Genomic DNA, 13191 nt, shown 5'->3' with positions numbered 1-13191 from the left:
TTATTGCTGGCCAGAACCATCCAGCGTCTTGATACTGGCATGCTCTTCTCTGAGCTCATCAAATTTCTTGACTGCTTTCTCAAGTCCTGCTTGAGTCTGTTCCACAGTGCCTTGTTTGTCAAGGATTGGCATCAGTGTAAAATATGCAAGGATTAGGAGACTTGAGAGTGCGGCAACGACTGCAAGATGCCATATTTTTTCAGACAATAACGGATTTTTGGCTTTATTTTAGATTAACTTGGTTGTGTTCAGATCGGTCGGACAGTAACTAAAGGGCTAAATCCACCTATGAATTGAGAAAAATCGATGACAATCCATGCACCCTCACTGGCAATAGGAGCTGTAATTGCAGCAGTCGCAATAATTGGCATCTTTTACGTGATGGAGGAAATGGCAAACGAAGCGGTGTTCACCACCTCCAATATAGAACAGTCAGAAGCAGAAAAGGAGCAAGATACACTGCGCCAGGAATCACCCCAAGCAATAACAATGTCAGTTTTGTATGATAATGGATCTCCGTATCTTGGAAACGCCGACGCTCCAATAACTATTGTTGAGTTTGGAGATTATCAATGCTTTTTCTGCAACAAGTTCTTCCATGATACCGAAGGCATGATTTATGATAACTACATCAAGACGGGTAAGGCAAAGATGATCTTCAAGGACTTTACCATAATAGGTCAAGACTCGGTCACAGCAGCTCATGCTGCACACTGCGCAGGCGAGCAGGAAATGTTCTGGGAATACCACGATACGCTATACAACAACTGGGACGGAGAGAATAATGGATGGGCCTCCGAGGAAAACCAGTACAAATTCGCACAAAAAGTGGGCCTTGATGAATCTGCGTTCAAAGAATGCATGGCAAGTGGCAAGTTCTATTCGCTCATAGAGGCAAGCTCAGAAGATGCAAGAAAGCTTGGCCTGACTGGAACTCCGGGGTTTTTCATAATAGGGGAGAATAATAGAATAGTTAGAATTCCAGGGGCTCAGCCGTACGAGGTTTTTGTCAACGTGCTGGAATCTCCAGAGCTTAAAAACAACTAGTTTTATTGCAATAAAAACACAAAGACTACATGGACTTTGAATGTGTTAAAGACTGTTCTCAATGTTGTATAGAAAGAGAGTACTACCCGTCAAAAAAATATGGCAAGATAGGAGTGCTTATTCTCCCAGACGAGGTGGAAAAAATCAAGATGCTTGCAAAAGAACATCATACTGATGTAAGAATATTGCCGCGCATAGGGATCTCAAACGGTGACTTTGGACCTGAAAAGACAATTGCATACCAGATGATGGGAATCGATGAGAATGGCAACACATGTCCGTTTCTTGACACAGCCTCAGGTAAAAGATCCCCTCATGGAGGTTTCCCATGCAAGATTTATCAGGATAGGCCACTTGCCTGTAGGGCCTACCCCGTAATAGAGGCACATCCGATTATGCTTGATGCAAAGTGCAAGTTTTGTCAACAGTGTGGCACTGCCGATGGTAATCTTGCGGACGAGAAAATAGCATTATTGAAAATAAAATCAGCGATGCCTACAGACGCCAAGAAGGTGTGGCGCTATGCCACGGGCATTGGCGAATATGTAGATAAAGGTCAGATCATGGAAGGTTGGATTTGCGATCCATAGTTGACAAATTCTATTGAATTGCAATAAAACTGTAAAACAGGTATAAAAATTTGTTCAGATGTATTCTTGTTATGCAAAATTTTTTAAATTTGTACAGAATAACACAAAAGTAGAACAGATTTAGCTAACAACCCTTATATTCAAAATTGCGAGGGGAAGCTCATGGCAGTAGGTATTGATGACATAGCATTGTTCATTCCAAGACTGTTTGTCGACTCGGCCGACTTTGCAATGGCAAGGGGATTGGATCCTGCAAAACTCAAGCAGGGGCTGGGAATCTCAAAGATGGCAATAGTTGATACCAATCAAGATCCTGCCTGCCTAGCTGCAAACGCATGCCTGAAGCTAATGCAGAGAAACAATCTTTCCCCTCATGAAGTTGGCAGACTGTATGTGGCCACAGAATCAGCACTTGATGAGTCAAAAGCACTAAATTCGTATGTAATAGGAATGCTCGAGCAAGTATATGGTGATGGCTCATTTGAGCACTGCGGAGGCATAGAATGTAAGTTTGCTTGCGTGTCAGGCTCGTATGCCCTATACGATAATGCCAATTGGATAAGGGCTGGAGAGTCAGAAGGCAAGTACGCCATAGTTGTAGTCTCCGACATTGCCAAATACGATATGGGTTCCAGTGGTGAATATACGCAAGGCGCAGGGGCAATTGCCATGCTTCTTAATGACAACCCAAGACTGATGCAGTTTGATCCCAAGGTTACATCGACGTCGATTAAAAATGAGTATGATTTCTACAGACCATTTGGAAAGGAAACACCGATTGTCCACGGCCAGTATTCCAATCTACTATACCTTATTCAAGTAAAAAAGGCATTTGAGGCATACAAGAAAAAGGCCCTTGAGACAGGCCTCATAAAGATTAGGGATGGCGAGACAATACTTGATCATATAGATTATCTGTGCATGCATCTTCCATACTCAAACATGGGTAAAAAGGCGCTTTCATATCTTCTGAGAAGAGAGTGGAGAAACCTGCCAAGATGGAAAAGAATCATAGAGCAGACAGGCATGGAGGAGCCAGTCCCGAAGGATCCACGTGGCACTATAGAGTCCATTCTTGCAGATGAAGAATACATGGCAAAGGATCACGAGTTTACCAAGCTGTTTACAAGAACAAAAGAATACCAGGCGTTCTACGAAGACAAGCTTGCTAGCTCGCTTATTGCATCATCAATGATTGGAAATTTGTATACTGCATCTCTCTATCTTGGTTTTAGGAGCTGCCTTGAGTTCGAGTTCCAGAAGGGAGTAGACCTTGAGGGAAAGCGATTTGGGTTTGGCTCATATGGAAGCGGAAGTAGTGCCATGGTATTCTCAGGCATCATCCAGCCCACATACAAGGAAATCGTCAAAAATATGAACTTGGAGGCAGAGATTGGCGAGAGGATAAAGCTTTCACTGCACGATTATGAGGAAATTCATGAGAACAGGCGAGCGCCAAGCCAAAGTCTCCTTGATCCCAAAAACGAGTTCGTGCTAGTTGGAATAGAGAATAGCCCAGAAAGCAAGGGCGAGCGCAAATACGCGTTCTGCCAATAAGCAGGACAAGAGATTGTCAAGCGATGATTGGACATCACCAATTAAGGAAATACTATACGCAAGAATAGATTCTCTGACAGAAAGCGAGCTTCGAGCTGCAATATCAAAAGACTCTAAAAACTTCATAATGTCAATTCTCAGCGACTGCATCCCCAAAATTGCCAATATCGGCAGGAATGATTCTAAGGGAATTGCCGCGTTTGCAGAGAGTTTTTTGCACTATCTGCTAACAAATGCATTGATACCAAGTCAGAGAAAAATAACTGTTAATGGAGTCTGTGTTGACATAGTAATTCCAGATGCGCGCGTTCTTGCATCCAATCCGCAGAAGACACTGATCTTGTTCTTTGTAAGAGATGATGACATATCTGTAATCAGAACCTCACTTGAGCAGCTCAAAAAGATACAGCCTGCAAGTGAAAACATATGGCTGGTCTCAAAGAACACTCACAATATGCCCAACAGGACATACACAGTAGATGCCAATAGGAATTTTTCTGACATACTAGAGGACATACGAGGCTTTGCCAGTTCCGGGCCTTCTTCAAAGTTCCGAATATTCAAGGTGTCATGACAGAATCGAGATAAGTTTACTGTCTTTGATTATCTGGGATGTTTCAAACATGCTGGGATTTTTCATGTGTGGTATTATACACACAGTATCAATACCGCTTAGATTCAGAAGATCAGACTGTAGCTCAGATAGATCATATCCTTTCTCTACCTCGTTTATCACCAATCCTCTTACCCGTATTCCGTATTTGGCGCATGTTGTGCAGCTAAGCAGTGTGTGATTGATCGTACCTATGCGTGAGCTGCAGACAAGAATTACATCAAGACCCAGATTTTTTATCAGATCGGCAACAAAGTAGTCTTTAGTTATCGGTGTGAGTACTCCTCCTATGCCCTCCACTAGTAGAATATCGTAAGATGCTTGCAATCTTTCAAATTTTGCCAACACACTGTCAGTGTCAATTGATATACCAAGCTTGGCAGCAGCAGTGTATGGCGATGCCGCAATAGGGAAAAAATATGGATTTACAAGGTCCTCATCATCAGATACTCCAGCAGCATCTGCCAGAATGGCCACATCTTCGGATTTGTAGCCAGATTGCCGCGCAACTCCTGACGCATATGGTTTCATTATTCCAACGTTGATCCCCTTTGTCCTGAGAATACGCGCGCAAGCAGCGGTAACAGTAGTCTTTCCGACGCCCGTATCGGTTGCTGAAAAAAACCACGATCTCAACAAAAATAACATCATCTAATTGCTTGATTAATCTTCAGTTTGATTATTAATGGACAATGCCCAAAGATGTCATGAGAAATCCTAGCAGTGTGTGGCACCCATATACCCAGATGAGCGAGTGGGATAAATTTACCGAAATAGTTGGTGGCAAGGGCATGTGGCTGATAGATTCTGAAGGACATAGAATGCTAGATGGTGTTGCAAGCATGTGGTGTAACGTCTGGGGACACTCAAAAAGGGAGATAATTTCGGCAATTCAAAGACAGTCAAAAAAATCCCCGCATACGTCGCTTTTCAATCTCACGCATCCAGAGGCAGAATCGCTTGCAAAAAAGCTCGTATCGATTTCTCCCAACATGAGTAGAGTGTTTTATTCAGATAACGGATCCACTGCGATGGAGATTGCATTCAAGATAGCCATCCAATATTGGCAGAATGTCAACAATCCTGCAAGGACAAGATTTGTTACTCTCACGAATGGGTATCATGGAGACACTTTTGGTACAATGTCAGTAGGCTTTGTTCCGGCATTCTTTTGGAGATTCAAGAAAAATATGTACAAGACAATACAGATACCGTTTGCAAACAGTTACAGAATTCCAAGAAAAACAAGCATTGAAGACTATTACGAGCAGACGCTTGAGAGAATCGAAAAATCGCTTTCAAGAGATGATGTAGCAGCCTTTGTAATGGAAAGTGGTGCTCAGATTGCTGGCGGAGTCAACATATACAGAAACGATTTCCAATCAAAAATAGGCAGACTATGTAGAAAATACAACGTACTGTTCATACTTGATGAGATTGCAACAGGCTTTGGGAGGCTTGGCTCACTTGTAGAATATACAGCACAAAAAAGTCCCCCCGACATAGTTGCCTATGGAAAAATGATGACTGCAGGATATCTTCCAATGGCCGCTACGCTTACAACCGAGAGGATCTACAAGTCATTTCTTGGAAAATATTCTGATATGAAGCATTTGTACCATGGGCATACATATACAGGAAACGCCCTTGCGTGCGCAGTTGCAAACCAGAATATCATGCTGTACAAAAAGACGAACCTGATTGCAAAAATCAAAAAGACGTCAAGAATCATGTCGAGAAGACTTGGAGAGATAAAAAAAATTGAGATTGTAGGAGATATCCGCTACAAAGGCATGCTTGCTGGAATCGAGCTTGTCTCAGACCAGAGAACAAAGAAACCGCTAAGATTTACAAAATCCGTAAACAGGGTAGTTTTTGAGGCGGCAAGAAAGAACGGGGTATACCTGAGAACTCTTGGGAACATACTCGTACTTGTGCCGCCGCTTGCTATATCTGAGAAAGAAATGAATTTTCTTATCGATGGCACAATAAAGACTCTAAAATCGATTTTGTCAGAACGTCGATTGTAAACCGATATCTGGACCACAGGTTAACCATTGAAATCTTAATTAACCGTTTGTTAAGACTAGAATACGATGAATGAGGATTCTCAGTTCATTCAGGAATATCAGCAAAAGGTACTAGCAGGAAACAGACTCAACGAGGAGGAGCTTGGAAAACTCATTGATGTACCAAAGGAATACCTTGGCGTTTTGTCCGATGCGGCCAACAAAATAACAAGAATCTTTCAGGGAAACAGAGTTGATGTCGAGCAACTTGTGAATATAAAGAAGAATTATTGTAGTGAGGATTGCTCGTTTTGCGGTCAGTCGGCATTCTTTAACACTGGAAATGATGGATACCAATTATTACCCGCAGAACAGATTGTGGAAAGAGCAAAGAAAGCAAAAAGCGAGGGGGCAGAATCATACTGTCTTGTTGCAGCGTGGCGCCAGCCGTCCACACATGACTTTGAGAAAGTTTGCGATATCATATCTCAGATAAACGAAAAGGTTGGAATCAGTATAGAGTGCAGCCTCGGATTTCTTACCCGCGAGCAGGCAAGACGTCTCAAACTATTAGGTGTTCGCAGATACAATCACAACCTTGAAACGTCAAGATCAAAATTCGGCGAGATTTGCACCACACATACGTATGATGATAGAATCAACACTCTTAATATCGCAAGAGAGTCAGGACTTGAGCTGTGTACTGGAGGCATAATCGGGCTTGGCGAGACAAGACAGCAAAGATTAGAATTGATAGCAGAGCTAGCAAGGCTCAGACCCGAAGAAGTCACAATTAACATCCTGGTGCCAATGCCCGGAACACCTCTTGAGCTGCAAAGGCCGCTTCCATTTGAAGAGATACTGCGCACATTTGCAGTCACTAGGTTTGCGCTACCTGATTCAATCATAAAAATTTCCGGCGGACGCGAGGTTCACTTGGAGGATTCTGGTGAGACGCTTTTGCTTAGCGGGGCCAATGGGATCATAAGCTCAGGCTACCTTACAATGGGCGGAAACGATATGGGCAAGGACCTAGCAATGATTAAAAAAATTAATCTTGAAGCCAAAGTTTAGATTCGCAGAAAAGGCGCTGCAGAAGATAAAAAAAGAGAACCTGTACAGACAGCTAAGGTACGGCAGGGTATGCGGCCCACACATCACCATAGGCAAGAAAAAACTCCTAAACCTTTGCTCAAATGACTATCTCGGATTATCAGCAAGATCTCCAATACACATACAGATGCAGTCAAGCTCAAGATCTGTATCAGGGAATGATATACTGTTCAAAGATCTAGAGGACAAGTTAGCGTCACACAAATCACAGCGCGGCGCACTTGTGTTTCCTACAGGATACATGGCAAACTTGGGCGCCGTATCAGCCCTTGCTGGAAACGAGGATCTCATACTCAGTGATGAGTTAAACCATGCAAGTATAATTGAGGCATGCAGGCTTTGCAGGGCAAAGACGCTTGTATACAAGCATAACGACACAGATGATCTTCTAAAGAAGATCAAGTCGAACAGTGCAAAGACCAAATTTGTGATAACTGAGGGAATTTTCAGCATGGATGGAGATTATGCCCGTCTTGATGAGATTGCCGAGATCACCGAAAAATGCGGTGCAGTTCTGATGGTAGATGATGCCCATGGAGATTTTGCGGTCGGTGACGATGGCAAAGGAACGGCACATCTGTTTGGAGTTGCAAAAAAGGTGGATGTGTATACAAGTAGCCTGAGTAAAGCGCTTGGCTCATTTGGTGGATATGTAGCATCTGAGAAATCTGCAATAGATTTGTGCGTGAACAGAGCCCGCTCGTTTATCTATACGTCTGCGCTTCCGGCATTTCTTGCCGACGCTTCGTTGCGTAGGTTGAGCCTTGATAGGACACCGAATCAGAAAAAACTACAAAAAAACGCGTTTCGCTTAAGAGAAGGCCTAAAAAAATCAGGATACGCGATAAATACGAAAACGCACATAGTCCCGTTAATAATTGGAGATGAGAAAAAAACACTAGAGTTTGGAAGATACTTGTATGAGAACGGTGTGTTTGCGCAACCAATCAGATATCCTACCGTCCCAAAGAAATCAGCTAGAATTAGGGTCTCAGTTACGGCGCGATTGACAGATACGCAGATAGAAAACGCATTAGATGTGTTTGAGCGAGCGGGAAGAAAATTCAGGGCATTCTAGTTTGCATATCATAGCCAAGAAACATCGGAGAGCCCACATACACTGCAAATGCAACTATGAGTCCTAGGACAATGCCCACTACGATAAAACGCTTGTTCATATCAAAACTGATACCTAGCTAGATAAAAAGCAATACAAAATCGACGTTGACTAGGATTTGGAATAACCCTTTAATAAAAAAATCATGCTTGATTATCGTTGTCAGAGATTACAATCGCAGTAGCTGCTGTAGCAGGACTAGGATCTTTTCTTGCACCATGCATACTTCCTGTCATACCTGCGTTTTTGGCATACATATCAGGCACCACGATAACAGATCTGCAAAAAAGCCGTGGCCCCGCCTTGTTGGTTAACAGACTCAATGTAGTTATGAATACAATTTTCTTTGTGCTTGGATTTTCCGTGGTGTTTTCAATATTTGGAGTTGTGATAAATAGCGTCTTATCCAGTACTGCGTCAGGGCTGACAACAAGTTTCAATCAGGTTGGAGGCATCATAATAATTGGATTTGGGGCGTTCGTATTACTATCCACTAGGATGCAAAGATTGAATTTTGAGAAAAGATTTTTCCCTCAGAACGGTAGGACTAGTTACCCACTATCATTTGTATTCGGTCTGGCATTTGCAACATCATGGACTCCATGTATAGGACCAATTCTTGGGAGTATTCTGACGCTTGCAGCCACAACCCCAAGCCAGGCTTTCACTTTGCTTTTGGCATATTCGATGGGGCTTGGCATTCCATTCATAGTAATTGGAGTGTTCTTTTCCAGAATGACTGGCGTAATCAGAGCAATGAGTAAGCATTTGAGATATTTTTCTTTCGTCATGGGTGCGTTCATAATAATACTTGGAATCCTTGTTCTGACAAATCAGCTTGCAAGTATTGCAAGCTTTCCGATTCTAAACACGCTTTTACTTGGGTGATGATATGAGAGATGAGATAAAGACCGCAATGTTGATGGTGGCAATAGTAGCCACAGTCGTAGTTGGAATAGGAGTGTATTTCACCTCACTTGATGTTCCGGTTCAAAATACGGCCATGCATAAATTCGACAAACTAGGCTTGAAGAAAGCGCCAGAAATGCTCGGAATTGCAGGATATATCAATGCGGATCAAACTCTAGAAGACCATCTTAGAGGCAAGGTCGTCTTGTACGATATTTGGACGTATAGTTGCATAAACTGCCAGAGGACGATCCCTTATCTTACTGCATGGCATGAACGCTATTCTGACAAAGGTCTTGTAATAGTTGGCATACATTCACCCGAGTTTGAATTTGAAAAGGACATCAACAACGTAAGACTTGCGGTAGAAAAATTCGGAATAGAGTATCCAGTAGTTTTGGATAACGACAAGAAGATCTGGGACGCATTTGAAAACAGATATTGGCCAAGAAAATACATTGCAGATGATGAAGGATACATCAGGTATGACCACATAGGAGAGGGGGCATACGATGAAACTGAGAAAGTAATACAAGAGCTGCTGCAAAAGAGGGCAGAAAAAATCGGACTCAACATAGCAGTGGCGCAACCACTAGTGGAAATAAGAGAATTCGAGCACAGTTCAAGAACGCCAGAACTTTATTTTGGATACAATTTTGCATATGGTAGAAATAAGCTGGGAAATCAGGAGGGATTCCAACCTGAAAGAGATGTCATATACTCCATACCCGATAAGATTCACGAAAACTACTTTTACCTTGAGGGCACATGGAAGAATCTCGAAGACCGCATGGTGTTAGTTTCGGATACTGGAAAGATAGTTCTGCCATACCATGCAAAACAAGTTAACATAGTAGCAGGCGGCAAATCCGATCTGGATATTTTGATAAACGACATACCAATACCGGCAGAAATCTCTGGAAGTGATGTCAGTGACGGCAAGGCCAGCATATCAGAATTCACTTTGTATAATTTGGTCGACTCTGAGATTGCCACATCTCAGGTAATGGAGATACGAGTGAACTCGCCAGGCTTTGAGATCTACACATTTACCTTCGGATAGAATGTAACTGCTATACCATGTAACCGGAGTGACAGTATCATCGGTTACAAACCGCTTTAAAACTAATTTTTTTACCAATATTAAGAAAATGGGGTCAATAAGCGACAAATGGAATGATTTTGGAAGATCAGATAACCTCTCACAGAGGATACTGGACAAAGTAAAGCCCGATGTGCCGCTAAAGAACAAAATAGATGTGGCACAAAAAAACTTGCAGCTCCAGATTGTCAAGCTAGATTCAATTGCATTGAAAATCAAACAAAAACACGATTATATTTTTAACAAAATTATTGCTGCACAAAAATCAAACAACAACATGCATGCAAAGGCGTATGCAACCGAATTATTAGAGATAAGAAAAATGCACAACATGGTAAACGGCGCAAAATTGGCGTTAGAACAGATTCAGCTTAGATTGAACACAGTATCAGAGCTTGGAGATATAGTGGTCACACTCAGTCCGTGCATGTCTGTAATCAAAGGACTCGGTGCGTCTCTCTCAGGAATCATGCCTGAGGCTACAAACTCAATGCAAAACCTCTCGCAAATACTCGGAGACGTGCTCACTGGTTCATCAATGAACTCTGCAGATTCAACTATGACGACATACAGTCCGAATGCTGACACTCTGGCAATACTTGAGGAAGCTCAGTCTGTGATTGAAGGACAGGCAAGAGCAAGTATTCCGGAACCGCCTACAGGGATTCCAAGCCCAGCACTTCAAAGAAAAGAATCAATCATTTAGACTTTTTTTTGCTTTTTTCAATTAGAATTTTCTTGATTCTAGATATGGTCGGGTAGCTGTATCCTCTACGTCTGTAGTTTGTTATCATCATTTTCCAGTTCTTGAGTCTCCACTGCGCTTGCTCACTTGTAACGGAATGAATTTCTTTTTGGATTATGCTCTTTCTGCCTACTTTGAGTACACCGGCATCTTTTGCTGACCATCTGTTTTTTGCAAACTTTAGCCCTACCAGAATTTCTTCAATTGGGACTTCCTTGAAATAATCCTGAAGTGCTTTTATCTGCTCGTCGGTTGGCTTTTTTGCCAAATACAACTTTAGGTCTAACTCTTCCACAAAATGGTTGGAGGCTCAATTCTTAATAGAATCGTGATAAACGAGTTTTAACAAAGTGTTGAAATTGCAAATGCACGCCTGCTGGTGCTGTTTGTTTGTTTGTTACAAAAAAGACCATATTATCTTCATTCAGGCAAGGATTCCGTGCCCAGAAAGTATCTCGAAAAACAGGATACGTCTCAAAATGACGAGGATCCGTTCGGCCCTACGTTCAGAAAGTTGTACTTTAAAGAAGAAGAGATAGATACAAGGGAACATTCTGAGAAAGTAAAGGACAAGTTCGCAGAAGCAGGTAACGATACCAGAAACGCAAATCAGTTCGTCAAGTTCGTTAATGCACACATACAGAATAAGGTGTCACATCTTGAGAAGATCAAGGAGGCACAGCGAAAATTTGAGGAGGAATTGAATATGTTCAGTTCAGGCACAGATGTGCCAGTGCAGAAGCAGTCAAAACAAGACAATACTAATTCAGATGTAGAAAATGCACTCATAATAAGACAACTTTCTGCGATGATCAACAAATACGGCATAGAAAAAATGTCAAAAGCCTTAGATCAAATACTGGCAGGCAAGCAATAGCGAAAAGAATTTCTAGTTTTGTACACAATTATGTCCGTGAGAGTGTTTTATTCCCAGAAAACAGAACAGCTCATAAAAAAGATGGAGTTAAAGGAATGGCGTGCAAGACTTCAGGACGAACTGACCCAGAAACACCAAGACCTCTCAGATAACTGGAAGACGTGCGCACTTGGAGAAAGAGTTAGAACTGAAGGAAGAGATCTGAAAAACCTCAAAGAACTTTCTCCAGAAGCCATAAAGCTTGGTTATGATTTCTCTGTCGCGTTGCAAGAGCGAAACAGCGATCTTGCACTTGAGATAATCGAGAAAATTGAAAGACTTCCAACCATCTGGAGAGACGAAGTCTGAGTTCAGATCTTTTCTATGATTAATTTCTTAGAACAGTTTAATAATCCAGATCACAGTCCCGTGATTATGAATAAGATAATGTTTGCGGCTGTACTTTCTGCAGGCTTGCTGCTGTTCGGAGTAGTAGCTACCGCATTCGAATTCGTTCCAGATGCTGAAGCAGTCAAATCCAAAGGAACATACCTGAAGGATACTAGTACCGGCAAAAAGCACAGTAATTCCAAAGTCTGCGGCATGGATCTGTGTAACGGCCTAAAACAGGCATCAACAGGGCTCCAAAAAGGTCAGCAGAGTAGAAACCAGTAGCCGACCCCCTTTTTCGTTTTTTAATTTACCTAATCCTTTGGCGGTATTGTGCATCTGATTAGACCGTGCAGATTTCTGTTCTTTCTAAATTCGAATTTTGAAATATACTGAAAAGATCAGTTAATTAATTGTGCGCCAATAGGCACAATATGAGCAAAAGACTACTAGGTCTGCTGGCAATTACTGTCTTGCTATCAGCTGTATTGGTAATGACATTAACACCAATACAAGATGCAGAGGCAAAGCCTGCAAGCAAATCCCCAAAACACAAGTTCAGTAAATGGACCGGCATGGTGTGTGGCGATGAGCTTTGTCCTGAGAAAGCATTCATGAAGACAAAGCAGCAGATTGCAAAAAGCAAAGTCAGATAACTGACAATGTTTCCAAATTCGAATTTTGAAATATTTTATTTTTTATGCCTACAAACAGCAAGCTTGCAGGCATCATTTACTACCTTGCGGTGATGTGGGATTATTTTTGAAGGCAGTCTCTTAAAGAACCTAAATTCACTACTCTGAGAGTCAAGACTGATTTTTCCTGACCCAACGGAGATAAGAAACCCGTGAGCAACGTCATGTCTGAATTTATCCATGCTTTCATAGACGCCAATGTATTGCATTTTTCTCACAGTTAATCCCAGCTCTTCCTTTGCAGAACGTCTTACTACGTCTGTAATTTTTTCTCCTCTGTGTATGATGCTTCCAGGAAGATGCCAATAGCCTCGGTATGGATTTCTTGTCCTTTTTGTAAGAAGCACCGATTGGCCATCAAATATGACAAGATCAACACATGGAAATGCGAAATATCTTCTAAAGCGGTCGTATTCTTTTTTCGGGGCTCTGCGCACCATTAATTTCT

At 42.1% G+C, this 13191-nt stretch carries 18 protein-coding genes; 14 read left to right on the top strand and 4 right to left on the bottom strand.

The window, feature by feature from the left end; translation table 11 throughout:
- Positions 1-207 carry a hypothetical protein gene (locus NITUZ_RS03910; protein WP_048195497.1) on the bottom strand — a complete coding sequence of 69 codons (207 nt, stop codon included), beginning with the start codon at positions 205-207 and terminating at the stop codon, positions 1-3.
- Positions 208-306: 99 nt separating this feature from the next.
- Between NITUZ_RS03910 and NITUZ_RS03905 the strand changes: the two genes are divergently transcribed.
- From NITUZ_RS03905 to NITUZ_RS03890, 4 genes are all read left to right on the top strand, one after another.
- The gene (locus NITUZ_RS03905) at positions 307-1047 is read left to right on the top strand and encodes a DsbA family protein (RefSeq protein ID WP_048195495.1); all 741 of its coding nucleotides are present in this window, start codon (positions 307-309) and stop codon (positions 1045-1047) included.
- Positions 1048-1076: 29 nt separating this feature from the next.
- Entirely contained in the window at positions 1077-1637 is a 561-nt protein-coding gene (locus NITUZ_RS03900; RefSeq protein WP_048195493.1) for a YkgJ family cysteine cluster protein, read from the top strand.
- Between the two features lie 162 nt (positions 1638-1799).
- Entirely contained in the window at positions 1800-3194 is a 1395-nt protein-coding gene (locus NITUZ_RS03895) for a hydroxymethylglutaryl-CoA synthase family protein (RefSeq protein WP_048195491.1), read from the top strand.
- A 13-nt stretch (positions 3195-3207) separates the two neighbouring features.
- Positions 3208-3768, top strand: coding sequence for a hypothetical protein (locus tag NITUZ_RS03890; RefSeq protein WP_048195489.1), 561 nt, complete (start codon positions 3208-3210; stop codon positions 3766-3768).
- On the opposite strand, the gene bioD is transcribed toward NITUZ_RS03890, so the two are convergent.
- A complete protein-coding gene (bioD, locus tag NITUZ_RS03885) occupies positions 3763-4443 on the bottom strand; it encodes a dethiobiotin synthase (protein ID WP_052370063.1) in 681 nt (226 codons plus the stop codon). The genes NITUZ_RS03890 and bioD overlap by 6 nt on opposite strands.
- Before the next feature lie 56 nt (positions 4444-4499).
- Between bioD and bioA the strand changes: the two genes are divergently transcribed.
- The 6 genes from bioA (at position 4500) to NITUZ_RS03850 (ending at position 10763) form a co-directional block, all read left to right on the top strand.
- Positions 4500-5837 (top strand): adenosylmethionine--8-amino-7-oxononanoate transaminase, encoded by a 1338-nt coding sequence (bioA, locus tag NITUZ_RS03880; RefSeq protein WP_420887307.1) that lies wholly within the window; start codon positions 4500-4502, stop codon positions 5835-5837.
- Between the two features lie 66 nt (positions 5838-5903).
- A complete protein-coding gene (gene bioB, locus NITUZ_RS03875; RefSeq protein ID WP_048195487.1) occupies positions 5904-6890 on the top strand; it encodes a biotin synthase BioB in 987 nt (328 codons plus the stop codon).
- Positions 6874-8007 carry an aminotransferase class I/II-fold pyridoxal phosphate-dependent enzyme gene (locus NITUZ_RS03870; RefSeq protein WP_048195485.1) on the top strand — a complete coding sequence of 378 codons (1134 nt, stop codon included), beginning with the start codon at positions 6874-6876 and terminating at the stop codon, positions 8005-8007. Before bioB ends, NITUZ_RS03870 begins: the two co-directional genes overlap by 17 nt.
- A 198-nt stretch (positions 8008-8205) precedes the next feature.
- Entirely contained in the window at positions 8206-8934 is a 729-nt protein-coding gene (locus tag NITUZ_RS03860) for a cytochrome c biogenesis CcdA family protein (protein ID WP_048195483.1), read from the top strand.
- Between the two features lie 4 nt (positions 8935-8938).
- Complete coding sequence (locus tag NITUZ_RS03855; RefSeq protein WP_048196043.1) at positions 8939-10018, top strand: redoxin family protein; 1080 nt, start codon at positions 8939-8941, stop codon at positions 10016-10018.
- Positions 10019-10106: 88 nt separating this feature from the next.
- Entirely contained in the window at positions 10107-10763 is a 657-nt protein-coding gene (locus NITUZ_RS03850) for a Snf7 family protein (protein WP_048195481.1), read from the top strand.
- Here the strand turns inward: NITUZ_RS03850 and NITUZ_RS03845 are convergent.
- Positions 10756-11097, bottom strand: a complete 342-nt coding sequence (locus tag NITUZ_RS03845) for a hypothetical protein (RefSeq protein ID WP_048195479.1) — start codon at positions 11095-11097, stop codon at positions 10756-10758. The genes NITUZ_RS03850 and NITUZ_RS03845 overlap by 8 nt on opposite strands.
- A 144-nt stretch (positions 11098-11241) precedes the next feature.
- Here NITUZ_RS03845 and NITUZ_RS03840 point away from each other — a divergent pair, with 144 nt between their 5' ends.
- The 4 genes from NITUZ_RS03840 (at position 11242) to NITUZ_RS03825 (ending at position 12704) form a co-directional block, all read left to right on the top strand.
- Positions 11242-11679 (top strand): hypothetical protein, encoded by a 438-nt coding sequence (locus NITUZ_RS03840; protein WP_155991321.1) that lies wholly within the window; start codon positions 11242-11244, stop codon positions 11677-11679.
- A gap of 30 nt (positions 11680-11709) precedes the next feature.
- Positions 11710-12027, top strand: a complete 318-nt coding sequence (locus NITUZ_RS03835; protein WP_048195475.1) for a hypothetical protein — start codon at positions 11710-11712, stop codon at positions 12025-12027.
- A 66-nt stretch (positions 12028-12093) separates the two neighbouring features.
- On the top strand, positions 12094-12333 hold the full coding sequence (locus NITUZ_RS03830) for a hypothetical protein (RefSeq protein WP_048195473.1): 240 nt from the start codon (positions 12094-12096) through the stop codon (positions 12331-12333).
- Positions 12334-12482: 149 nt separating this feature from the next.
- On the top strand, positions 12483-12704 hold the full coding sequence (locus NITUZ_RS03825) for a hypothetical protein (protein ID WP_048195471.1): 222 nt from the start codon (positions 12483-12485) through the stop codon (positions 12702-12704).
- A 35-nt stretch (positions 12705-12739) separates the two neighbouring features.
- On the opposite strand, the gene NITUZ_RS03820 is transcribed toward NITUZ_RS03825, so the two are convergent.
- Positions 12740-13183 carry an NUDIX hydrolase gene (locus NITUZ_RS03820; protein WP_048195465.1) on the bottom strand — a complete coding sequence of 148 codons (444 nt, stop codon included), beginning with the start codon at positions 13181-13183 and terminating at the stop codon, positions 12740-12742.
- Positions 13184-13191 lie beyond the last annotated feature (8 nt).

The organism is Candidatus Nitrosotenuis uzonensis (assembly GCF_000723185.1).
In the GTDB taxonomy this organism is placed as follows: Archaea; Thermoproteota; Nitrososphaeria; order Nitrososphaerales; family Nitrosopumilaceae; genus Nitrosotenuis; species Nitrosotenuis uzonensis.
This window is presented reverse-complemented; position numbering and strand designations above follow the sequence as displayed.